The organism is Bacteroidota bacterium (assembly GCA_013360915.1).
In the GTDB taxonomy this organism is placed as follows: Bacteria; Bacteroidota; JABWAT01; order JABWAT01; family JABWAT01; genus JABWAT01.
In genome coordinates this window covers 120,432-145,560 of record JABWAT010000005.1, presented here as the reverse complement: position 1 = coordinate 145,560, position 25,129 = coordinate 120,432, and the positions used below count along the sequence as shown (strand labels likewise).

Here is a 25,129-nt window from a genome sequence, read left to right as displayed (position 1 = left end):
CCTTCCGGCACGACCACCTTCTGCCTTTACCCATATCAAAAAATCCTGCTGTATTCGTTCCTGAGCCAGACTTACATGCCACCCCTGATGGTGTTGGCATCTGTTACAATTCGCCTGAAGACCGACCACTTCCCTTTTTGAGATAGTACCCCCGGGTTTCCTTCCCGCTTCAGTTCTGGACCCTTCTGTCACCCCGCGGCCTTTACCGGTTATTGGTTCTTCTCTGGTGCAAATAAATCATCCCTTTATTTATAAACAAGACTATATTATCTGTATATGGCATTGATATTTATTACGATGGGTAGGGTTTGTCATTTCAAGATCGGATTATGAGCCATTTTTATGATAAGACCAAAATAGATATTAACTTGACTTAATAAATTGGGGGGGGGTATATTGAAGTGTTTTGTTTCAAAGTGTTATAATAGCAGGCAAGATCCCGAGTATTCCAAATCCGGAAAGTAGGAATTTCTGACCGGATTGATCACCATGCACCGATTTAAGCGAGAACTGTTTTTATGGACAATTGCATTTTCATTATCTGATTGATGGCCTACCAGGAACGCTGCAAATGAAATTTTCTGGATTTCGAATGATCCCCATACTGATTCTGATCACTTTGCTGGCCTGCCAGGAGCCGGAGGACGCTGAGCCTCGGAATCTGACCCTGAAAATTCTGGATATAGAACCGACCTATGTGACGTTCTCCCTTCAGATTAAGGACCTGCCCCGGCCGGCTTTGATTGTCATGACACGTGATGGTTTTTGGTCACAAACTGTACGGGTCTTTGGAACCGACACCGTTTTGCATGACCAATGGGACCTGGAACCAAAAAAGTCCTACACCTGGCAGGCCCATGAAACCAATGGACAAGACTACACCCACTCCAGTAACGTGGTTTCAGGAACCACCGGCGATACAACCAGTCATGCCTTTACTTTCTCTCTGACCGAATTGGGTCCCAGTGCAAGTTTTGTGAATGATGTCTGGATTGTGAATGAAAACAACATCTGGGTTGCAGGAGAATTTCATGACTTCTCCAAGCCGGATACCCTGTATAATGTGCTGCACTGGGATGGGACCACCTGGAACAAGCACCGTCTCATTTTTCATCTGGAATATGCCAACCCTGACTATGATCTTAATATTTTCGGCGAGGCAGCGGGTGTGTATGTGACCAACAGCGGACGTGTGTGGGTGGTAGGTGAGAATTCGGGTATTTCCTACACGGATGATTGGGGTAAAAAGTGGTCAGTGATATATGGTTTACGAAATATGGCCATGACTGCCAATAAAATCTGGGGGTATGGGGGACCGGAGTTCCATGTGGCTGGTTATGCCGGGGGGGTTCTTTATTTCAATGGTACCCGGTTTTTCAGATTGAGGAAAACAACCGATCTGGATATGGTGGACTTGTGGGGAAACAGTGAGGGTGTGTTTGTCATTGCCGGAAACTTTGATTTTAACATTCAACCCCCAATCGTGAAAGTTCAGGAAACATCTCTTGAATTGTTTCCAAATAAAATTGAAGGACTTGCAAATTATCAAAGAGGAATTTGGGTAACAGAAAAACATAAGTATCTGGCAAATGGATCCTTGTTCAGATATGACAAACACCGGAAGATGTGGTTTTCGGTTCATACAGGAAGTGCCGGTGTGGATGCTGGGGCAATAACGGTAAGGGGTAATTCAGATTTTGATTACTGGATCGGCAATGGTTTCAACCTTGCCCATTTCAATGGAGGGACCTTTAAGGTATACCCGGAAGTGTATAATCTTGGAGCCGGGAGGATGACTTTTCACCGGTTGGCAGTGAAAGAAGGGTTGCTGGTAGCGGTGGGTTTTGCCAACAACCGGGACTATCTGGTCATGGGCAGAAGAAAGTAAAAAACCCTGATGGTGCACGGAGTCACCATCAGGTTCTGGAAGGTGCCGTGTTAACCTTTGCACGGGGGAACCGGACCTTCAGAAAATCACTCCGTAATAAAATCACGGAGAATACATGAAAACCTTCCTTCGAAGTGTTGGTAGCACTTTTTTGTTACTGACCAGCTTGTCTTCATTAGGGCAGACACCCTCATTGGTGAAGATAATAAACAGTGAGACAATTCCACTCGTTAACACCAGCAGTTACACGTTTGGTCCAGGCTATCTTGAGCCAGTTAGGGGAATTTTCTATCTGAGTAGCCACCCAGATCAAAGATATGACCTGATGTCGAGTAATCAGGATCCGGCAACCGGTACGTGGGGTCAATGGTACAAACCACAATCAACAAACGAAAAAGCGTCATGGGCCTACTATGGTAGTCATTCAAACGGTTCCTATTTCTACGTAAGGGAAAACTCATGGGGGAGTGTAAACTATTATTCACATGATAGCAATGGCCGTATAAAATTGAACGGAACGTCTTCATCGGTAAGTTTTCAGGGTATCACCGGAAAAACCAACCAACCATTCAGCACAAGTTCTGTCAGGTTAAGTCAGGATGGAAATTCTGTACATTACACTTGCACCGATCTGTCAGGTAACAATTTGGTGAGGATTATTTACCGGAATGGCACTTCGTATGGTTCACATAATTTAAACACGGGTTTTGGATCGGTCACTCCATCAGATATCATTGCCTTCAGTCCCGATTCTGGTGGGGTACTCTATTATTCGGGCAATAAAATAATGATGACGCCCTATAATAAAACTGGGGCCTTCGGTTCAGTGACTTTGGTTCCAAGCGTTTCCAATGTTCCGGTTGATCTTAGAGGCATAGCAAGTTCTGATAATTCCTTTTATATTGTTTATTCCCTGAGCGGACAAAATGGGGGTTATGACCTCAAAATCGTGAAAATATCGAGTGGGGTGGCAATACCTCAAACAGTTTCCTACCATTCCACCAATCCATTTGGAAATTTCCAATTGTCGGTGGATAGTCAGGGACACTTGCATGTGTTATTTCATGAATTGAATGAATTTAAATATACACGTCTTATTGAGTCTACGACCAGGTTTTATTCACCCAAAACCATTGTAACTGGCTATTTTCCCTTCTTTGCTCAGGATAAGAGCCCGTATTTCTATGCGGCTATACAATCGGATCAATCTTTTAAACTCACCTATCTGACCCCATCTGAAATAAAGTTGGTATCGTTTATCCCCGTTTTTGATCTGGTCGTTGATCAGAAGCTTGCCGACGGCATTTCATCTTTCGGCGAAGTTGCACAGGTTTTGGATGGGGACGTTCTTGATTGGGAGACAGCACCCCATACTTTTTTGGTGAAAAAAGGGATTAATGGCAGGTTTCAGTCCTCTTCCTCACTTGCTGCTTCCAATACACAAAAGTATTATGAATGGACAAATCGAAAAGCATGGCATAACAGATTGGAGTTTCAGCCAACTGATAACGAACAAATAGAATCACAATTCAAGCAGATAGATGGAAGCGGCTTGCTGAGTGCTATCAGCGATGGAATGGTGATGAACAACCTTTCAGGTATTTCATTCAGCGATCCGTGGTTTGAAAAAAATGGGTTATCCAAGGGAACACAGGCAATACTGGAACCTGTCTCCATTCCATTTGATCTTTCAATCAATGGTCCAAGAAAGGGAGTATTCCTTAATCAGGTTAAACCAAATCCCGGGGAAATCAGGCCGTATTATTCCATACGCTCAGAAAATGTGGTACAATGGTCAGGTCATGAATTTGCATTTCAGAGTTGGACTACCGTTGGTGCCCAGCTGACAGAAACTCAATCGGGTGAACAACCAATTGTATTTACAGCACCCAATGCAACCGTTACTGCAACTTATAAAGCCATGATGTCCTCCCGGCTTCCCAACTGGGTTCAAAATCAGGCTCAATACTCGGGTAATGGTAAATCGGCGGTTGTTTATAAATCAGAAACAAACGGTTTTGGCGGTGTTTGGCTGCATACAGAAAAAAATGGGCAGAAATATGAAACCGGCGACTATTCTACAGACTATGAGTTGGGTTCCCCGCTATCTGTTGCCAGTACGGATTATAACCACCTGAAACAGTATTTTGCCATGTTTAATGTTGTGAGTACTGTCCCGGGTGATTATTTATTGGATATTGTTGAGGTGACCAATGGGGTCATTACCCAGAGCAGACGCATGGCAAATATACCTGCCCTTCCCGCAAACCTGAGTCCATCAACAAAAGTGTATATATCGGGACACAACCCAATTAATTCTTCAGAATGGGGTGCCAATCCGGCCAACCTGCTAATTCTGCTGGTGGATGGGTTGACGGTTTATTCATCCTCGCTTTCGTTTAATAATGGCTTATTCAATACCAGTTCCCCATGGACGTCATTTACGGTTTCATCACCACCTGTTTTTTCGACAAATGGCAAATATGCCTACCTGTCCTGGCTGAGTAATGGAAATATTGTGGGCAGGCAATATAAAACATCCTGGCAATCACCCGTCACGCTTTTCTCGAATTCGGGTGGTAACTACACCAGTTTTGCATCAACGGTTAATCCGACTGATGATCTGGTTCTGATGATGATTCGTAACCAGCAAACCTCCAACAACAAACAAGCCTGCTATGGCAAGCGGTACTATTCGGGCAGTTCTTCGCCGGTCACCGTTCTGGAATCCGGTATGCCGTATGGCAATTATACAGCCTGGTCGGTTTCAGTTGAGGGAAATAAAACCCTTGCCTCCATCGGAAAATCTCCGGATGGCGAATCGTGGAACTATTATCTGTGGAAAAATGATGGGACTTCGTGGACCAAAGAAACATCCCCCTTTTCTGCCACACCCGCCCGTTTGCTTCACAATGAAGTGGATGAATATCCGGTTGAGGCAACGATTCAGCCCGATAGCGTGACCAATCTGTATGCCCTGAAAACCAATCCGGTTACCTGGCCCACAGGCGGGGCCGGTATGGCAAAGGATGGTGATGAGGCTGAGGGATTCAGTATTGTGGCTTCCAGACTTGGCGATACCACCGAAACCTGGATTACCATCGATCCTGCATCGGTTGATTCCATTGTGATTGATACGCTGATGGTATGGTCGATTGCCTTGAAACAGGAAAGTATACGCGACTACCTGATTTCTCAGTTGAACAGGGTCGGCTCTGCCAGCTACACAGACTCGTCTGCGACCATTCGGTTTGTTCCGTCCGGGGCGCGGTATACTTTCTACGTGGTTGATCCATCGGGTAATAAATTCCGTATCCGGAAATCATCCCTTGACGCAGAGGAGGAGGGGGAACCGGTGCTTTCGGCAACCGTATCGGTTTTCCCAAATCCGTTCAATCCGGTAACCGTACTTTCCGTTACCATGCCGGAAGCCGGTCATGCGCGTTTGACTATTTACAACATACTGGGCCAGCAGGTAGCCAGCCTGGTTAACGGACAGTTGAACGCGGGCGTCCATGATCTCCGGTTTAATGCATCGAACCTGTCATCCGGGACCTATTTGTACCGGTTCGAGGCAGGAAAAGTTGCGAAAACCGGTAAACTTCAACTGATGAAATAGGATACCAATTATTTTCCCCGCAGGAAAACCCTGTGGGGAAAATAAAACAATAGCGCATCTATCTTAAAACCCAGTGTCTCGCCGATTTCTACCTCAATTCCTTTTAAGTGAATTGGAAAGCACAAGTTCCTTCTCAATGCGCATCCAGCCAGTTGGCGCCGGTTCCTGCCTCGACCACCAGCGGAACCGGTAACTGAAACGCCGATTCCATCCGACCGATAATTTCTGGTTTCACCAGATCCACTTCACTTTCGGGCACTTCAAAAACCAATTCGTCATGTACCTGCAGAATCATCCTGGTTTTTAGCGATGGGGTGCTCTTCAGCCACCGGTCAATATCGATCATGGCCAGTTTGATCAGATCAGCTGCCGTTCCCTGAATGGGTGAATTGATTGCCATCCGCTCGGCCATCTGCTGCACCGTTCGGTTGCCCGAACGGATGTCGGGAAGGTACCGTCGCCGGCCAAGAAGTGTTTCGACATAGCCATCGGCTTTTGCGCGGCCGACAATGGTTTCCATGTACTGCTTTATTTTCGGATAGGTGGTAAAATACCGGTTGATGATGTCACGGGCTTCTCCCTGCGGGATGCCCAGCCGGTTGGCCAGACCAAAAGCAGAAATACCGTAGATGATCCCGAAATTGACTTCTTTGGCCTTCCGGCGCATGTCTCGGGTCACCGCAGACGGATCCACCCCAAAAACCCGGGCGGCCGTGCCGGTGTGAATATCGATTCCGGCCTTAAACGTGGATGTCATGGCCTCATCACCCGCTACTGCTGCCACAATTCTTAATTCGATCTGGGAATAATCGGCAGAAAGAATCACCCAACCCTCTTCTCCGGGAATAAACGCTTTTCTGATTTCCCGTCCCAGATCGGTGCGGATGGGAATGTTCTGAAGATTGGGGTTATTGGAGGACAACCGGCCAGTGGCCGCAATGGTTTGTGAAAACGTGGAATGGACCCGGCCGGTTTCCGGGTTGACCATGGTTGGCAGGGCATCGACATAGGTTCCCTTAAGTTTATCAACCTGCCTGAAATTCAGAATGCTTTCAATGATGGGATGTGCAAACCGCAATCCTTCCAGCACCGACTGATCGGTGGAAAAACCGGTCTGGGTTTTTTTCGACGGAGGGAGTCCGAGTTTATTAAACAGCACATCGGAAAGCTGTTTGGGTGAATTGACGTTGAATTCAAATCCGGCCGCCTGAAAAATCTGTTCCCTGAAGTCGAGCAGTTTCCCGGTCATGTCCTGTGAAAGCGACTTCAGAAAGTCCGTGTCAATTTTTACCCCAAGCCGTTCCATGGTGGTCAGAACCGGCACCAGCGGGAAATCGACTTTTTCGCAATAACCAAGCGTTCCGGTGGCGCGCAGGTCGGGTTCAAAGACCTGATAAAGCTGAAGGGTGATATCGGCATCTTCGGCCGCATAGTCGGCCACCTTCTCGACCGCAATGTTTTTCATGGAAAGCTGGTTTTTCCCCGATCCGATCAGATCGGTAATGGGAACCGGCCGGTAATTCAGGTACTTTTCGGCCAGATCATCCATGCCAACCGGCTGGTTCGAGTTTAAAACAAAGGCGGCAATCATCGTGTCAAAGGAAAACGGCGTGACCGTTAACCCAAACCGTTCCAGAATCAGCAGATCAAATTTCCCGTTCTGTGCAATTTTCGGAATCGAGGGATCGGTGAGGACGGGGCGCACCCACTCCAGTTTTTCCTGTATATCGGCACCAGAGTCGGCATTCACCGGCATGTAGATGCCGGTTCCGGCCTTTACGGAGAGCGCGATTCCCACAGGTCTGGCCAGAAGCGGATCAAGCTGATCGGTTTCAAGATCAAAGCAAAGAGGTGCCCCTGTGGGTCGCTGATTCAGATAGGCTTTCAGATGAACCGGATCCCGCACGATCTGATAATCGTGTTCCTCGGTCTGAATGGTTTTCTTTCCATCCTGAACGGCAGATCCATCCGAAAACAGGTCGCCGGTTTCACCTGTCTGACCGGCTGTTTCCAGTTTCTGCCGGAACGTTCTGAAGTTCAGATGCTGAAACAGCCTGATCAGGTCCTGAGTTTTCGGGGCGGTGACTTTAAGCCGGTGCCAGTCCAGATCGATGGGTACCCGCGTATCGATGGTAACCAGTTCACGGCAATCATAGGCGAGTTGTTCAAATTCCACCAGTTTTTCCATGACCTTTCCTTTCGGATTGGCTTTGGCAGCGGCAATGGCATTCGCGATGGACCCATGTTCCTGTATGAGCTTAATGGCGGTTTTTTCGCCGATTCCCGGTACACCCGGCACATTATCAGCCGAGTCTCCCATCAGCCCAAGAACCTCAATGACCTGGTCTGGAGACACCCCGAATTTATCAGCAACGGCCTGATGGTCAATTTCCTCAAATCCCGAGTCATTTTTTGATGTGGGACGCAGAATGCCAATCCGGTCGGTGACCAGTTGCATATAATCCTTGTCCGGCGTTACCATTCTTACACGAACACCTTCTTCGGCCGCCTTGACAGCCAGGGTACCAATCAGATCGTCGGCTTCAAATCCGTCAATCTCGAGAACCGGTATATCGAACCCTTTCACCACTTCCTTAATGTAGCCGATCTGAGGTTTCATATCCTCGGGCATGGGTGGGCGCTGGGCTTTATAAGCCGCAAATTTCTCATGCCGGAACGTCGGGGCGGCTGTATCGAACACCACGGCAATGTGATCAGGTTTGTGATCATCGAGCAGTTTCATCAGAGTGGCAGTAAAGCCGTACACAGCCCCGGTGGGCTCATCGGTCTGACTTTTCAGGTTCGCCTGAAGCAACGCATAATAGGACCGGTAAACCAGAGCCATTCCGTCGATGAGATACAGTGTTTTCATGTTGATTTCCTTTTTTTCGAAAGCCGGTCTGCCTCTGCAGCCAGCCGGGCAGTCAGAAAGACCCGGTACAATTCCAGTTCCCGTAACCCGGTCCGCTGATCCTCCTGCCGTTTTTTCCATCGCCTGGCCGTGGGAGTCAGGTTCCAGCCGATGGCCAGAATCAGATAGATCACCAGACGGACTGCCAATGGAATGGAGCCGGTCATCATCGCGGCTACTTCAAGCGGAATGACCAGCAACATCAGAAGGGAAACACTGGCTGCCACCTGTCCCATGAGCACACGGATCGCTTTGGCGCGTCGTTTCGGAAGTTCGGCTGAAAGCCATTGCAATTGTTCCCGGTCGGGTAAACGCCTGATATCGGGAGGTACCGGAATGGTCGTTGTGGATTTCATGGATTGGAAAGAAGGAGATTGGATGAAACCGGGTTTCGGCTTATTCCGTATACAGGTTCCATCGTTTGGGTTTGAGACGGCCGGCCGGAGTTTTCCGCCGGCCGGGTTTTGTCGTCATTTGGTTTCGGCGTATTTTTTCAGATTAGAAAGCCCATGTTCAAAATCAGCGCCCAGCATCCCGTCCATCATCAGCCCGAAATAACGGCCAAAGTAATCAAGTTCTCCGGATGTCGTCCAGAACATGCGGCTGCCATCGGGAGTCTTTTCGAATTCCCAGACATTCAGTGCAGTGGACTGCATGGGTTCATTGAAAACCAGATTCATGGTGATTTTCTTCCCGGGATCAATGGAAGTCACTTCCATATAACCCGACCCGCTCAGATCGGGGTCACCTTTCCATTCATACTTATATCCGACTGTGAAGGGAACGCCGGTGATGGTAACCGTGGCACCGGGATCGCGTTCCTGCCATGGACTCCATTTCACAAATTCATTAAAATCACCGACCAGCGAATAAATCAGCGAGTCAGATTGCACAAAATCCTTCGATCTCATGACCGAGTAATCCGATGGAAGGAAAAGTGGGACAATCATCAAAACAGCAATCAGGATTGCAAAGAAAAGCCCGAGTTTTTTCAGCATGATCACTCCTATTTAAGATGAAGTTTAAATATACTCCGATTTTTGATGGGTTAATAATGGTTGCATGTCTGCTGCTTCCTTATGCTGTGCAGTCTCAATCATTGGCCGATCTGCAGCCCTGGGTCAATGAGAAGATCAGGTTTCTGACACCAGTTTCTGACAGCGCGGGCCGGGAAATCAAACAGACCGGGCAGTGGAACGGATTTTCCATTTTGGTTTGTCGCGATCAGGAAGGACGGCTGATTCATGCTGGTATCCGATTGGATGAAAGAACCGGTAACGAAATCATTCATCGTTTTCTTGAACGGTTGGCGCTTTCTGAACAGATACTGCCCTTTCATCAGGTAAGTAACTATCTGGCCAGTCAACAGATGGTGGTGATCAGCGGAAAGTCTGCTCAGGACCGGTTTTTAACGCCTGCCAGTTTAACTGAGCTGGAAAATGGTTGGCTGGTCAGGTATCGTTCCGGCTGGGAACTGCAGGTGCCACCGAATTATCTGCCGCTGTCGGGTCTGGAAAAGGAGGCCCTCGATAACCAGATGGCCAGGCTGATCAGAAAACCATCCGTCGGGAAAGCGGATCCGGTATTCACATCCGGAAATCTGATCCGGCTGGATTCCACGGTCTGGCTGGGCGGATTTTTCAGAACGTCCTGGAACATGAATGGCAGACCAGTCTGGTCCGCCCTTTATCCAAGAGAGTCCCTGCTGACCATGATTACAGATTTCAGGGGTCAGGGTGGAATGGTACCGGTTGAAGTCACCCATCACACCTATGGAAATCAGGTGGCCTCTTACCGGGCTGCCTGGGAGGGGGTGGCAGATGGTGTGCTCGCCGGTTCAGATATCTGGATGGCGGAAGAATTGCAACCAGACGGACTCAGAATCGTAACCATTCTGGCAGTCAGCCGGGTATTCAGGCATCTTCATATGCTGGTGCTGAAAGTAAGAGGAAACGTGGTTTCCGAAACCAACTCCGTCATTCAGGCCGATTTGTATACGTATATCCGACAGGACAATGTGACTTCGTGGTTAAAAACCCATGACGGAACCCACGGTGGATTGAACATAAAGGTGATCCGATGAAAAGAAGACTGTTAACAGGGTTGATCCTGATCTGGACTGGCGTGCTGTCTGCTCAGTCGGTGGATCTGACCGGAAATGCCTATGTCGGTGAGGGAATTGATAAGGATCCCGATCAGGCAAAGGCTGCTGCCAAAACGGATCTGATGATGCAGATTCAGAATTACATCCGGGTGGAATCCACCGTCAGCAAATCGGAGAGTGAACGGGGAATCAGGGAATCAGCCAGCCAGAAAGTCTACAGTTTCTCTCAGGCACGGCTGACCGGAATCACCTTTTCCAGTTTCGAAATGGAAGATGGCCGTACCAAAGTGGTAGCGGTGTTATCCAAGGCGGATTACCGGAGGTCGATGGATGAATTGGCAGGTGAACTGATCACGGCCTGGACCGTTCTGTCTGAACGGGAGGGTCAGGTGGGACCGGCCGCAATGGTTCAGGACTGGTATCTGCTGTACCTGAAATCTTTTTATTCGGTGGAACCCGTTTCTGTCGAGGGAATCCCTGATATGAAAGCCTGGCTAGCCGGCCGGTTGCGGACGCTTTTCCAGGATATGAAAGTATCGGCGGCCTCGCTGGATCTGCCCGATAATCCCGAAGATCCTGCACTGCTTGGTCTCGAATTCCGTTCGGGTGACAAAGTGGTCGATGGCATTGAAGTGACCGATGCAAAACGGTCACCGGTTTACCGCCGGATAAAAAATGGGGTGGCACCTGTTCCTTTGTATGGATTCCCTTCCGGCCGGACTCTGCAGATGGAACTGGCCGTTCGACCTTTTATTGATGAAACCGTTGCCGGTGCAGAACTGATGGCCATCCATGAGGAAATGGCATTAACCGTGACCCGGACTATTCAGATTGATTTTTCGGGTTTTATCAAAATCGGTTTTTCTGTGAAACCGCAAAAAAGCAATGTCATCCGGTTTGTTCCCGAGATCACAGCCCTGAGTGTTTCCCGGTTTTTCTGGGATTTTGGAGATGGAACGGTTTCTACCGAACAATCCCCAAGGCAATTTTTCTCTGATCCGGAAGGAAAATACCTTGTTAAGCTGGTTTTAAATAACAGCCAGGATCTGGTGGTTTCTAAATGGGTGAATGGAAAAGGAGAGATTGCAGATGCCCCTGTCATTAAGCAAAAAACGGTGAAGACCGACTGGCTGTCCTTTCAGGGGAGTGACGTCTGGAAACCACTTTCGGCTGTTACCCAGGCCGACTCGGTGTTGTCGGTGCTCAGATTGCTGAAAAATGAAGGACGGCTGATGTTTGGGAAATCCACCGATTTTATTAACCCTGAACTCTGTTATGCAGTTGTTTATCATCCCGATACAAAGGAAATTGCAGCTTTCCTCACGCCGATGACCCAGGGGTACCGGAATGAAATAACCGGAAAATCCGTCCCCTCGGTCAGGGAATCGTTTCGTGGAATGGCGGTGATCTACCTTGAATTCAAATGAATGTAATACGGGGCTGCTTTCAGTTCCGGTCAGAACCATGCAGACCTTACTTTTCTTTTTGCTGTTGTTTGCAGCGGGTGTCCTTTCTGCTCAGCATAAAACCTCGGTTCTGATCCCCTCAGAATTTCCGGGTTCGGAACAACTATCCAAACAGGCCGGTGCCCTTCTCAGCGAGGCCAATGCTGCCTTTCAGTCGGGAAGAAAGATCAAGCCCGGAAAATTAAAACTTTCTGCTGCAGCCCAGAAAACCCTGATTGACCTGTGGGCCTACCGACCGTTCTTTTGTTCAGAAACAGAAGTAAACCTTCAGCCGATTATCCGGCCGGATAGTCTGATTGAACTGAGGGGAATTCCCATTCAGATCAAAGTGGCTGCCGGGGATCTTTCCGAAGAACATCTGGTGCTCGCCTTCCGACGAAACGGATTACTCGAATCGGTGACACTCGGACTTCCCGAACATCAGTATGAAACCGTTCTGTCAGCCGGACTGACAGTAGCCGATCTGAGAAGACGGCAGATCATTCTTGATTTTGTGGAAAACTTCCGGACAGCCTACAACCGAAAGGATCTGACTTACCTTGAACAGGTGTTCAGTGATCAGGCGCTGATCATCGTCGGACATGTTGTTCAGTCGGGTGAAGACCGCTCGGACTATCTCGAAAACAACCTTGGAACCCAGCGGGTCGAACTGATCAGGCAAAGCAAGGCAGATTATCTGAGCGGGCTGGAACGGGTATTCGGAAAAAACGAATACATCAAGGTCGGTTTCGAGGAAATTGAGGTGGTACAGCACCGTAAATTCCAATCCATTTACGGTGTTTCTTTGTTACAGTATTGGTACTCACCCACCTATTCAGATAAGGGATATCTGTTCCTGATGATTGATTTCAGGGATGAGAACCAGCCCATCATCCATGTCAGAGCCTGGCAACCCGGGAAACACACCACACCGGATTCGGTGATTTCATTGGGTGATTTCGAGATTATCAACTGACAGGTCGGCAGAAACAAAGACCTGAATAATCCGTACGATAGTGCCTTGGTGATTGATCCGGGAGACCTAGTATGAAACCTTTTTTGGTCGGATTTCTGATTCTGGCTGGCACTCAGCTATCGGTGGCGCAGACCCTTCGCGAATTTCTGATCCGCGAAGAAGCCCGGCCCGCTTCGATACCGGTTTTTACCCAGTACCCGAAAGATGCCGCGGTCATTATTTATTCCGGATTGCCGAATCTGGTTTTTGAATCGAATACCGATGGAATTGTCGCCGATAAAACCAACCCTGGTGAAAACAAATACATTCTGATCCTTCGCCCCGAAACACAAACACTCACCATAAAATCTCCCGGTTATCTCGAAGCAAAACTGCGCATACCGAAAATTCAGGCACGCGATGTAAAGTATTATTCCATTGAAGGAAAAATTCCATCGGGCGATCCCGAAAAAGGAGATCTGGTCATCCGGTCGGTGCCTGCAGGAGCACGGATTGACATTGCCGATATGTCTGCAACCGGCGCATTCACCCCGTATACCCTGACCGGTTTTGAATCAAAGGACTATCAGATCACCCTTTCAAAAGCGGACTATGACACAGTTCGTTTTCAGGTCAGCATCCGGAAAGGGGAAACCACCTCAAAAGTGGTCGAAATGGTCCCCAGGTTCGGACTGATCAGATTACAGACCGATGCAGAAAATGAATTGGAAATCAATGGAAAATGGACGGCTTATCAACCTGATATTCCCGTCAGGATTCCGGTCGGGGTCAGTAAGATAAAGGTGTACCGGGAAATGTACCTGCCTTTTGAAACCACCGTGGAATCGGGCCCGAATGACGATCCGGCCCTCGCGATGGTGATTCCGGTTTCACTGGTCCCCGATTATGGTGAATGGACGGTGCGGGTCAATCCGGGCGCCTCCCGGATTTACATCGATAACCGTGAAGTATACCCCAAAGATGGCTACCTGCGTGTTCTTTCAGGTAAGAGGGAAGTCAGAGTGGTAAGAAGCGGGCATGAGGATTCGGTTTTTACCGCGAATGTTCGTCGTCTTGAGGAAAGAGATGTGGTGGTATCACTCAGACGCACTGTGGGCAAACTTCAGGTGACATCAGAGCCAGACGAAGCCGAGGTTTATCTGAATGGGACCAGGGTTGGGTTTACCCCCTTTTTCTCAGATAACATTCCCACCGATAGTTATGATCTCGAAATCAGAAAGGAATCCTATCAGACCGTCAGATTTCCCATTACCATCCGGAAACAGGAAATGGTCACCCGACAGGCGACCTTGTTCCGGCAGGCCCGTCTGACTCTGATTGGAACCACAGGCGCCCGGTACCGATTATTTTCGACCAGTAACCGTGATGTGAATTTCACCGGGAATCTGCCGGTTTATCACATGAAAATTGAGCCGGGTTCCTACAGTCTGATATTTGACAATCCGGGTTTTGAATCGGAACGATACCGTTTTGAAGCAGATGAGGAAGACATTTTCATGGAAGTGAACCTGACCCGGTCCAGCGGAAAATTTTTCCGTTTCAGTCTGCTGGGGAATGAACGGCTTCATGGATTATACAATGGCGGATCCGGTCTCGGATTTGTCTACCGCAATGCGGGTTTACCTGCCACTGTCATGAAAGATTTAACGGGTGTAAAAGGCGGGAATGTCGGCATGGCGGGTACTGATATTGAATTTTCACGGGAATGGGTCCCCATCCGGTGGTTTCTGGGTTTTGGGATTAATGAAAAACGTACCCTGTTTAAACCAATCCGTTACACGGGTGAAGATGGGTCGGTGGTTTCGGGTGGTCTGAGGTATGAAACCTGGTACTCGGGGCTGTCTTTCTCACCTTTTTATATTGTTGAAAGAATTGCTCCTGCGCTGGTGGTGCGGTATGAGCATATGAAAGTCTATTATAAGCCGGATGGAAGCCGGACTCCGACCCGAGTTTTTGCCAAAGGTATATCAGTGGGTTATGAGATAAATGCATATCTGAACAATTCGGTTGAAACCCCGTTCATCCGGTTCACGTACAACCCGATGGAAGGGCAGGAGACCATGAGGCCTCAGACAACCCTGCAAATAGGAATGTTATTCTGATTTTCACGATGCAGAAAGGGACAACAATGAAAAGAATGCCTGCAGCTTTAACGATGATCACCGGTTTCGGACTTTTCATCCTGACCGGATGTGGTGGTAGCAAAGAAGGAACCAATATTCATCAGAAAGCTTCCGATGATTTTGTGGACGATTTACCGTCCTGGTATATGGAACCGCCTTCGAACAGCGACGAATATCTGTACTCGGTGGCTGCAGAAGTCTCGCGTGATCTGCAGATGGCTGTCAATAAGGCCAAAGCCACTGCCAATGCCGATCTGGCCCGCCAGATGGAAAACAATGTCGATGTGCTGACCAAACGGTTTGCTCAGGAAACCGGAATGAATGTGGATTCCAAAATTCTGACCGAGTTTTCCGAAACCACCAAGCAGCTGGCACGCCAGCGGCTGATCGGGGTTTCTGAGGAGAAAAAGGAAATCCGCAACGAAGATGGAGTTTTCAGAGCCTACGTGCTGATGAAACTTCCCATGGGCAAAATGAAGGAAATCATGCTTGAGCAGATCAAAAAGGAAAATGAACTGCTGACTGCCCTGAAGGCAAGCAAGGCCTATAAGGAACTCGATGAAGCCGTTGAAAAGTATGATGAACAACGCGGGAAGTAATCACCCGGGTTTGCAACTCATCTGAAAAGGCAGTTTCTTGCGGCCGTCTCAATCTGAAGACGGCCGTTTTTATTTTATGCCCATTATAAGAATCACCAATATCAAGAAAAATCTGGGGGGAAAGCAGGTCCTGAAAGGGATCAGTCTGGATGTCCATAAAGGTGAAAAGCTGGTGGTGATCGGGCGCTCTGGCTGTGGCAAATCGGTGTTGCTGAAACACATGGTGGGTCTGATGCAACCCGACTCGGGAACGGTGGAAGTGTATAAACAGGATCTTTCGGGTCTGGGAGAAACCGGGCTGGCTGCCATTCGTCTCAAAATCGGATTTTTATTTCAGGGAGCAGCTCTGTTCGATTCCATGACGGTAGGCGAGAATGTGTCACTTCCGCTGATCGAAAATTTTTCATTTACCCAGCGGGAAATTGCCCGCAAAGTGGAAGAAAAACTTGAACTGGTCGGACTTCCGGGAATTCAGAGGCTGAAACCTTCAGAACTGTCGGGCGGAATGAGAAAACGGGTCGGGCTGGCACGGGCCATTATTACCGAACCGGAAGTGATTTTTTATGATGAACCCACCACCGGTCTCGATCCCATCATGTCGGATGCCATTGACAACCTGGTGAATTCGCTGGCTGAACGCCTGCAGGTCACCTCGGTGGTGGTCACCCACGACATGGACAGTGTGAAAAAGGTGGCTGACCGGGTCATCATGCTTCATGAAGGCCATATTTTCTTTGATGATGCCCCTGACCGTCTGTTTCAGTCGGATAATCACGTGGTCCGGAATTTTGTGAACCGGTCTTCGGTTGATGACGACGAAATTGTCCATGAAATGGAAGATCTGGCAGTGAAAGCAGGTCAGCCGGATTCAACCAAACCACGCTGAACCTCTTGAATCTTGACAAAAACGTCTTTACTTTACCCAAACCAATCCAAAACCAACAAACAGGAGAAACTGAAATGAGAAAATTATTTTACCTTTTTACCGCCACTGTTCTGGCCGGATCTCTGATGACCGGATGCGACGAAGGCGAAAATGAACAGCCTGGTATTGATAACCTTGCTGTAAACGGAACCTTGGGTGTTACCTCCGGGACCCATGAGCCTGGTTCAACCATCAATTTCACCTTCAAACTCACCGATGATGATGAACTGAAAAGTTATTCAATCACCAGAAGTGTGGATGGAAATGTATCAACTTTGAAATCAGAAGAACTGAGTGGTACCACCAAGTCGGTTGATTTCTCCTATACCTTTACAGAAGCTGCCGGTAAGCAAGTCATCTTCACCATCACCGTAACCGATGGTGATGACGAAGCGGTTGCACGTGCTTACACCGCAACCCTTGCGTCTGGCCTGGACAGCTATTCTGCAAAATTACTGGGTGCTCAAAGCTCAAGTACTGGTTCCTTCCTTGCAACCACAACAGGAACCGTTTATACCATTGTGGATGCCAAAACCAACTCTGATAAAGTTGATCTGGTTTATTTCTATGGTGCCTCTAATTTTGCAACTCTTGCTGCTCCGAATGATACAGATGCTGCAACCGTTTATGATGGTACGAATGGTCTTGCCACATGGACCGTTAAAAATGCCACAAAATTCAAAACCACAAGTATGTCGGTACAGAATTTTAATGATGTCGATGTTGCATCAAAAATCAAGGCTTCATGGGATAATGGAACCGGATCTGAAGTGACCAAAGTCAATAGCTTGCTGAAAGATACAGTGGTTGCCTTCAAAACTGCTTCAGGTAAATATGGGGTTGCTCTAGTAACCAACCTGACCACCGGATCAACTGGTGATATTACCATCAGCGTAAAAGTTCAGAAATAATCCGGAACGGATTTTTCAAAAAGGGGCTGTTCCAGACGGGACAGCCCCTTTTTTTTACTGTCAGATTATTGTCTGGCTGACTGGAACAACGTCAGTGCTTTTTGTCTTTGCTCGGAATGGTCAACGATCGGGGCTGGATAGTCGGACCCGATCCTGCAATTGAAAGTATGTTGATCCACCGGGGTCAGGGTCCAGGGTTGGTGAATCCATTTAGGGGGAACAGCAGCCAGTTCAGGAACATATTTCCTGATGAAACTTCCATCGGGATCAAATTTCTCCGATTGGGTGACGGGATTGAAGATTCTGAACCAGGGTTGGGCATCACAGCCGGTTGAGGCGGCCCATTGCCACCCGCCATTGTTGCTGGCCAGATCGAAATCGAGCAGTTTCGAGGCAAAGTATGTCTCCCCCCATCGCCAGTCGACCAGAAGATCCTTAACCAGAAAAGAGGCGGTCACCATTCTGAGCCGGTTATGCATCCATCCGGTCTGATTCAGCTGACGCATGGCGGCATCTACCAGCGGGAACCCCGTTCGTCCATCACACCAGGCAGAAAAGAGGGTTTCGTCAGATGGGAAGTTCAGGTTTCTGTAGGCCGGGTTGAAGGACTGTGTGGCAGACTGTGGGAAGTGCCAGAGAATCTGTGAGTAAAAGTCACGCCAGATCAGTTCATTCAGCCATTTCTGCGCGCCATCCGATTTCGATGAGAGAGCCATCCGAACGCATTCACGGATGGAAACTTGCCCAAAGCGCAAATAGGGAGACAGGAATGAAACTCCGTTTTTTGCCGGAAAGTCCCGGTTGCTGCCATAGGAAGAGAGTCGGGTGCGGAAACGGTCCAGCATGCGCTGTGCGGCCTCGGTGGTTCCCTGAATAACAGCGGTTGCCGGTTCCATCCCGCACGACAGGGAGTTGGGCACCACCGGGAGCTGTTCTGTATTGGTCGCCCGGCTCAGCCGTCCAATGAAGGACTGTGATGGAAACAGTTGGTAGTCAGCCGGGGTCAGCCGGGTTTTCCAGGCACGGCTGTAAGGAGTATAGACCACATAGGGAAGTCCATCAGCCTTCGTGATTTCCGATTCATGAAAAATGACGTGGTCTTTGTACCGCTCAAATGGAATATTCAGTTTTCCGAGTTGGTCATGGATTCGCTGGTCGCGTTCACGGGCGTATGGTTCGTAATCGGCATTGGTAATAACGGTCAACGCCCCGAGTTGAAGGGCTGCCTGTGGGATCAGGAGAGCGGGGTCACCGTATAGCCTGAGGATGGATGTTCCGTTGCCTGCCAGTTTCTGATCAAGATCATCCAATGCCTCATCAATCAGTTTCAGCCGGGAATCGGAACAGTTGTCTAGTTTACCAAGGATCTGTGAGTCGTAAATAAAGACCGGCACCACCCGTTCAAAACGGGTCAGTGCACGGTACAGTCCATGATTGTCATCGAGCCGAAGATCGCGCCGGAACCAGAAAAGGGCAGTCATGATTTTCCTGTTTTGTATTCAGAACAGAAAAACCGGCCTGCCGGATTCCGGATCAGATTTCGTATCCGTCTGGAATCCGTTTGTTTTTTGCGACGACAATGATTCCATCCACGATATTCACAAAGTCGTCCTGATAGTTATAATGCCCGGCATGATTGATCAGTTTCACATCGCGTCCGATGCGGGCATTTTTATCAATGATGGCATTCAGAATGATTGAACGCTCGCCAACGCCCATCATTGGATCCTCGGGATCATATTTACGGTTTTTGAACTCGGATGTATCGTAATAATCGGCCCCCATCATGTAGGTGTTCACCAATTCGGATCCGGCTCTCAGAACCGAACGTACACCGACAATGGACCGGATGATTTTTGCATTTTCGACAATCGATCCTTCCGAGATGACCGCATTGTGTATTTCGGCATCCTTGATTTTGGATCCGGGGAGGTAGCGAGGGTGAGTGTACATCATGTGTTCTTCGTCATAAAAGTCGAAGAGCGGGACGTCATCCGTCAGGGCAATGTTTGCCTGATGGAAGCTTTTGATGGTTCCGATGTCTTCCCAATACCCATCAAAAAAGTAGGCGTGAACGCGTTTGTGCTTGATGGCTTCCGGAATCACTTCCTTGCCAAAATCCTCGTGACTGGTTCCTTTAAGCAGTTCATTCATGGTATCGGTGTTGAACAGATAAATCCCCATGCTGGCCATGTAATTCCGGCCATGGGGTTCAATGCCAACCTGACGGATATCCTCGTTTGATAACCGCAGTTTGTCGAGAAGTGCTTCATCGGTGGGTTTTTCGTAAAAACGTGTGATCCGGCCCGATTTGCTGGTTTGAAGAATTCCGAAACCACGAGCCTGATCACGGCTGACCGGAAGGACACAAATGGTCAGGTCAGATTTCATTTTAAGGTGGTGATCGAGGACCTTCCTGAAATTCATATGGTACAGCTGATCGCCCGCAAGGATCAGGGTATAGGGATTCTCAATGTTTGAGATATAATTGAGGTTCTGCCGGACTGCATCGGCCGTTCCCTGATACCAGTTGGTTGATTTCATGGTTTGCTGGGCTGCCAGAATCTGAACAAATTCGTTCGAAAAGTTCCCGAAATGGTAGGTCTGGGTCAGGTGCCGGTTGAGGGACTCAGAATTGTACTGGGTCAGAACAAAGATCTGGCGGATATTACTGTGGATGCAGTTTGAAACCGGGATGTCGATCAGCCGGAATTTTCCTCCGATCGGAACGGCCGGTTTGGCCCGGCTGCTGGTCAGTGGAAACAAACGTTTTCCGGCTCCACCACCAAGGATCACCGCAGTAATTCTGTCCATTACGACCTCCAAAAAGTTTTCGTAAATATAAGGATTAAAATCTCCTCTGTTTGCAGGCTGGGCAGGGTGTATTTGAATTTCGGGAAAGTGGAACCGGTTTTCTTAATCGGTTATTAATATCGGGCGGGTATGCAAGAACCCATTTTGAAATCGAGTATTTTTGAAAAATGAAATCAGTCCCCCATTTTTTTCTGCTTTTCTTTCCTCTGTTGCTTTCTGCACAGGAATTGGTGTTTCACAATTATTCCGTGTCTGATGGCCTCAGTCAGAACTCTGTCACGGCGATCAGGCAATCCGCAAACGGATTGATGTGGGTGGCCACCCGGGATGGTTTAAATCTGTTCAACGGCTATGGTTTTACGCCCATCCGAAAGCACCATTCAGGAGCTGTGGACCTGGCAGATAATCAGATTCAGGCCTTGCTGGAAGACCACGGCGGGCGTCTGTGGGTTGGGTATCACGGACAGGGGCTCGATGAAGTGGACTGGAAGGCCGGCCGGACCCGTTTATGGTCGGCTGAGGGTTCAGGATTGCGGGTGCTTCCGGGCCGGCAGGTGAGGGTTCTGAAGGAAACCGGTGACCAGGTTCTGGTCGGATTTGATGATGCCGGACTGGCCGTCATCCATCCTGGCCGGGGTGAGGTGACTAAATGGCCGGACTCGTTAAATGGCGTGGTTTACCGGCGGGTGAGGGAGGTGATTCACACCAGTGACGGCAGTTATTGGGTTGGTACGTTCGGAAGTGGTCTGATCCATGTTTCCGCGAATGGAGTTCCGCTTCGGCAATTCCGTCAGTCGGGACATCCTGATTCACTGGCCTCTGACCGGATTCAGTCCCTGTTACCATTGCCCGGTGACCAGCTTCTGGTTGGTACTTATCAGGCTGGATTGCAGCGATTCAACCCCGAAACAGGACTATTTGAACGAATCCGGTTCAGAGGAATGCCTGCTGGCGGAAAGGATCTGTCTGTCTGGGCCATGCTGACCGACACCCGTGGTTCGGTCTGGGTGGGAACGTACGGAAATGGACTCTGGCGGTATCTTCCGGAACAGAACGAGCTGATTCCCATCCGTTTGCTTACCGGGCGCGGATCGGTGACTGATCAGATGATTATTCTGTCACTTTCAGAGGACCGGTCAGGGAATTTATGGGTAGGAACCGAAACCGGTGGACTTTTTAAAGCGGATCTGAAGCCTGTGAAGTTCAATCTGGGCGGGAAGGAGGGTCCCGTCAGCAGCATCATGTCCTTTGCCCGTGTATCACCCGACGATTTATGGGTAGGAACTTATGGCGGAGGTATTTCGGTATATGACGGCCGGCATCAGCTGAAAAAAATCATCAGCAGGATCAGTGAACCCCGTTTACCCAATGGGTTTATCCTGTCACTCCTGGCCGATTCATCGGGTGTCTGGGCGGGAAGTTCATCGGGGCTGATCCGTTTCGCAACCAGCGGTCAGGTGGATACAGTGGTGCTGCGTTTATCGGGGTCCCAGACAGGTCCAGCTGATGACATCCGTGTTCTGAACAGAACAGCTTCGGGCGACATCTGGGCAGGAACCATTGGAAACGGATTGTGGATTCGTCGGATGGGATCCGATCGGTTTGTTCGTCCGGAAAACCTTCCTGCAGGGCTGCAGACGGCCAGTATCCGTGCCATTCTGCCAGACACCAACCAATGGGTCTGGGTGGGGACCCTCCGCGGGCTTTATCATTATCAGGTATCGAGCGGGGTGACCCATCTTTATACCCGGGAACCCGATGATACCACCAGTTTAAGTGATTCCTACATAAGAAGCCTCAGCAGGGATGTTACCAACACGCTGTGGGTGGGGACCACGGCCGGATTGAACCGGTTTCATCCGGAGACCCGGTCGTTTACCCGGATCACCGAAAAGGATGGGTTGCCAAACGGGTATATTTATGGCATTCTGCCCGACCGGGCCGGATTTCTCTGGATGCCAACCAATTCCGGGTTGGTACGTTACCATCCGGAAACAGGGTCCATGAGAAGTTTTGATGAGTCAGACGGGCTTCAGAGTAAGGAATTCAACGGCGGATCCTGGTTCCGTGATGCCTCGGAACGGTTTTATGTGGGCGGGATCGAAGGATTTAACTGGTTCATTCCCGGTGAAGTGACTGACAATCAGTTTGCTCCCCCGCTTGTTCTCACCGATTTCTCTATTATGAATCAACCGGTGGCCGGTGCGCTATCTGCGCCCTTTCTGACCTCCATCCGATTGAAATTCCGTCAGAATCTTTTTTCTCTGGAATTCGCCTCGCTGGACTACACCAATCCAGATAAGAACCGTTACCGGTTTATGCTGGAGGGGTTCGATGAGGAGTGGTCCGCCCTGACCAGCCGCCGTTATATCACATATACCAATCTGGACCCCGGTGACTACCAATTGCTGGTTCAGGGAACCAATTCGGATGGGCGCTTGTCGACGGACACCCTTTCCATTGCCATCCGGGTGGTTCCTCCTTTTTACCGCACCTGGTGGTTCAGTCTGTTGGTTCTTGCAGGTCTGGGGGCTGGTTTGTACGCCCTGGGTCGCTACCGTGAATTCCGGAGGGAACAACAGGAGCGGGAGCGGGTAGAATTGCTGAGGCAGATTACCATCGGAGTTCTGCATGAGCTCAGGCAGCCACTCCAGATCGTGAGCGGCAATCTGGAAATCATCGATATGGTAAAGGATGAGGGACCGGGGGAAGTCGGAGTTCCGCTTGCCCGGGCCGGAGAAGGGATTGGCCGGATGAAAAAATTAATGGCGAAGTTGGAACAACTATTGAATGATGCTAAATTTAAGACGAAAAAGTACACCAAAGATCAGACCATGATCGATTTGACCGGAGAGAATGAACCATGAAGACCATCTTTATCGTCGATGATGAAGAAGGAATCCGGGATATTTTTGAGACCATTCTCAAAATTTATTTCCGGGATTCCATCCGGTCGGGTGCCCTGCAGATAATCAAGTCGGAAGATGGATCCAGAGCGGTGGAAAATGCCCGCCTGGTCAAACCTGATTTCGTTCTGATGGATGTGAAAATGCCGGTGATGGATGGCATTGAAGCTTTTTATGAAATGAAAAAGCTGAATAACAATCAACCCGTCAAAACCTTCTTCATTACCGGTTTTGCCAGTGATGGTGATATTGGCCGCCGAATGGATAAAGCCATCAGTGATGGTGCACTGGGGATGCTTGCCAAACCCATTTCCTCCCCGGACCTCCGGAAATTGGTCGATGACCATCTTAGCTTAACAAGTTAAGTACAATTTTGTCTTTACTTTACCTTTTTGCCTTGCACTTGAAAGTCACCGTTGTGGCTTTTACCTTTGACGCCACTTTTCCACGTACCGGAGACCATTCGACTTGAGTATCATTAACCTCAATTCACGCCGTGCCAAGATCGTTTGCACGCTTGGACCGTCCTCAAACACCTACGAAACCATCCGGGACCTGGCGCTGGCCGGAATGGATGTAGCCAGACTAAATTTTTCCCATGGCTCTTACGAGGATCATCTTGCACGTATCAACCTGATCAGGCGTGTGTCGAAGGACATCGATAAGCCGATTGCCATTCTGCAGGATTTGCAGGGTCCGAAAATCAGGGTTGGTACCTTCCAGCATGGAAAAACCTCTTTGACCAACGGTCAGCGTTTTACCATTACCGTTGATGACATTGTGGGTAATGATGAACGGGTTTCCACGTCCTATAAAAGCATCGTTAACGATGTGAATGTTAACGACATCATTCTGCTTGATGATGGATTGCTGCGCCTGAAAGTGGTCGAAAAGACCGAGCGTGATGTCATAACCGAAGTTGTTTTCGGCGGGATACTCAAGGACCGGAAAGGGATTAACCTTCCCGACGTTCTGATGAGTGTGCCGGCTCTTTCAGAAAAAGACATTCAGGATGTTCATTTCGGACTGAAGCACGATGTGGATTACATCGCCCTGTCCTTTGTTCAGCGGGCCGATGACGTGCTGCAGCTGAAACGGATCATTTCGGAAGCAGGTTGCTCCACACCGGTGGTTGCTAAAATCGAAAAACCATCGGCCGTGAATTCCCTCGATGCCATTACCGATGTGGCCGATGCCATTATGGTTGCTCGGGGTGATCTTGGAGTGGAGCTGAACACCGAAGACGTGCCTCCGGTTCAGAAGAAGATTATCAAAATGTGCAATCAGAAGGGGGTTCCGGTTATTACGGCCACCCAGATGCTCGAGTCAATGATTCACAATCCGCGACCGACCCGTGCGGAAGCCAGTGATGTGGCCAACGCCATTCTGGATGGTACCGATGCGGTTATGTTGTCGGCAGAAACGGCAGCTGGGGCCTTCCCGGTTGATTCGGTCCAGACCATGGCCAAAATCATTTCGATCATCGAAAGTTATGCCCTCAGTAACGGTCAGGATGGCGATTACAAACCCAAGAATATTGTTTACTCAACTCCGCTGGCAACCGGTCTGGCTGCCACCACTGCGGCCAATATGGTGAACGCAACGGCCATTGTCTGTATGACTCAATCGGGTTCTACGGCGGTCATGATCTCGAAATTCCGCCCGAGAAAGCCCATTATCGCAGTGACAGCCCGCGAAGTTTCTCTAAGGAAACTGTGTCTGGTTTGGGGTGTTCAGGGTTACCTGATCAATGATTTCAAGGACAATGTGGATGATGCCGTGGATGACATGCGCAAAATCCTACTCGAGCAGAATGTGGTTCGTCAGGGGAACCGCATTATTATCACGGCCGGTCTTCCTTTTACCAAACGGCGCAGCACAAACATGATGCGGATTGAAGAAATCTGA

General features: G+C 49.1%; 17 protein-coding genes. 12 read left to right on the top strand and 5 right to left on the bottom strand.

Translation table 11 applies throughout. The features are described 5' to 3' along the window. The first annotated feature begins 592 nt into the window (after positions 1 to 592). Both HUU10_08590 and HUU10_08585 read left to right on the top strand, forming a co-directional pair. The gene (locus tag HUU10_08590; protein ID NUQ81651.1) at positions 593 to 1,888 is read left to right on the top strand and encodes a hypothetical protein; all 1,296 of its coding nucleotides are present in this window, start codon (positions 593 to 595) and stop codon (positions 1,886 to 1,888) included. Between the two features lie 967 nt (positions 1,889 to 2,855). Further along, positions 2,856 to 5,507 (top strand): T9SS type A sorting domain-containing protein, encoded by a 2,652-nt coding sequence (locus HUU10_08585; protein NUQ81650.1) that lies wholly within the window; start codon positions 2,856 to 2,858, stop codon positions 5,505 to 5,507. A gap of 133 nt (positions 5,508 to 5,640) precedes the next feature. Here HUU10_08585 and polA read toward each other — a convergent pair whose 3' ends face one another. From polA to HUU10_08570, 3 genes are all read right to left on the bottom strand, one after another. Continuing rightward, on the bottom strand, positions 5,641 to 8,385 hold the full coding sequence (polA, locus tag HUU10_08580; GenBank protein NUQ81649.1) for a DNA polymerase I: 2,745 nt from the start codon (positions 8,383 to 8,385) through the stop codon (positions 5,641 to 5,643). Further along, positions 8,376 to 8,774: a hypothetical protein gene (locus tag HUU10_08575; GenBank protein NUQ81648.1), complete on the bottom strand. Its 399-nt coding sequence runs from the start codon at positions 8,772 to 8,774 to the stop codon at positions 8,376 to 8,378. Before HUU10_08575 ends, polA begins: the two co-directional genes overlap by 10 nt. 114 nt (positions 8,775 to 8,888) lie before the next feature. Next, entirely contained in the window at positions 8,889 to 9,416 is a 528-nt protein-coding gene (locus HUU10_08570) for an SRPBCC family protein (GenBank protein NUQ81647.1), read from the bottom strand. Between the two features lie 56 nt (positions 9,417 to 9,472). Here HUU10_08570 and HUU10_08565 point away from each other — a divergent pair, with 56 nt between their 5' ends. From HUU10_08565 to HUU10_08535, 7 genes are all read left to right on the top strand, one after another. Continuing rightward, a complete protein-coding gene (locus HUU10_08565) occupies positions 9,473 to 10,501 on the top strand; it encodes a hypothetical protein (protein NUQ81646.1) in 1,029 nt (342 codons plus the stop codon). Next, positions 10,498 to 11,949, top strand: a complete 1,452-nt coding sequence (locus HUU10_08560; protein NUQ81645.1) for a hypothetical protein — start codon at positions 10,498 to 10,500, stop codon at positions 11,947 to 11,949. The genes HUU10_08565 and HUU10_08560 overlap by 4 nt, the downstream gene beginning before the upstream one ends. Positions 11,950 to 11,986: 37 nt before the next feature. Further along, the gene (locus HUU10_08555) at positions 11,987 to 12,943 is read left to right on the top strand and encodes a hypothetical protein (protein ID NUQ81644.1); all 957 of its coding nucleotides are present in this window, start codon (positions 11,987 to 11,989) and stop codon (positions 12,941 to 12,943) included. Between the two features lie 71 nt (positions 12,944 to 13,014). Continuing rightward, the gene (locus HUU10_08550) at positions 13,015 to 15,045 is read left to right on the top strand and encodes a PEGA domain-containing protein (GenBank protein NUQ81643.1); all 2,031 of its coding nucleotides are present in this window, start codon (positions 13,015 to 13,017) and stop codon (positions 15,043 to 15,045) included. Between the two features lie 35 nt (positions 15,046 to 15,080). Further along, entirely contained in the window at positions 15,081 to 15,665 is a 585-nt protein-coding gene (locus tag HUU10_08545; GenBank protein NUQ81642.1) for an LPP20 family lipoprotein, read from the top strand. 82 nt (positions 15,666 to 15,747) lie between these two features. Beyond that, a complete protein-coding gene (locus HUU10_08540; GenBank protein ID NUQ81641.1) occupies positions 15,748 to 16,551 on the top strand; it encodes an ABC transporter ATP-binding protein in 804 nt (267 codons plus the stop codon). Positions 16,552 to 16,625: 74 nt separating this feature from the next. Further along, positions 16,626 to 17,501, top strand: a complete 876-nt coding sequence (locus HUU10_08535) for a hypothetical protein (GenBank protein ID NUQ81640.1) — start codon at positions 16,626 to 16,628, stop codon at positions 17,499 to 17,501. 65 nt (positions 17,502 to 17,566) lie between these two features. Here the strand turns inward: HUU10_08535 and HUU10_08530 are convergent, their stop codons facing one another. Together HUU10_08530 and HUU10_08525 are read right to left on the bottom strand one after the other, a co-directional pair. Then, entirely contained in the window at positions 17,567 to 18,982 is a 1,416-nt protein-coding gene (locus HUU10_08530; protein NUQ81639.1) for a deoxyribodipyrimidine photo-lyase, read from the bottom strand. Between the two features lie 52 nt (positions 18,983 to 19,034). Beyond that, positions 19,035 to 20,315, bottom strand: coding sequence for a glucose-1-phosphate adenylyltransferase (locus HUU10_08525; protein NUQ81638.1), 1,281 nt, complete (start codon positions 20,313 to 20,315; stop codon positions 19,035 to 19,037). Positions 20,316 to 20,482: 167 nt separating this feature from the next. On the opposite strand from HUU10_08525, the gene HUU10_08520 reads away from it, so the two are divergent. From HUU10_08520 to pyk, 3 genes are all read left to right on the top strand, one after another. Beyond that, the gene (locus tag HUU10_08520) at positions 20,483 to 23,182 is read left to right on the top strand and encodes a hypothetical protein (protein NUQ81637.1); all 2,700 of its coding nucleotides are present in this window, start codon (positions 20,483 to 20,485) and stop codon (positions 23,180 to 23,182) included. Next, positions 23,179 to 23,586, top strand: coding sequence for a response regulator (locus tag HUU10_08515; GenBank protein NUQ81636.1), 408 nt, complete (start codon positions 23,179 to 23,181; stop codon positions 23,584 to 23,586). The genes HUU10_08520 and HUU10_08515 overlap by 4 nt, the downstream gene beginning before the upstream one ends. Positions 23,587 to 23,695: 109 nt before the next feature. After that, positions 23,696 to 25,129, top strand: coding sequence for a pyruvate kinase (pyk, locus tag HUU10_08510; protein ID NUQ81635.1), 1,434 nt, complete (start codon positions 23,696 to 23,698; stop codon positions 25,127 to 25,129).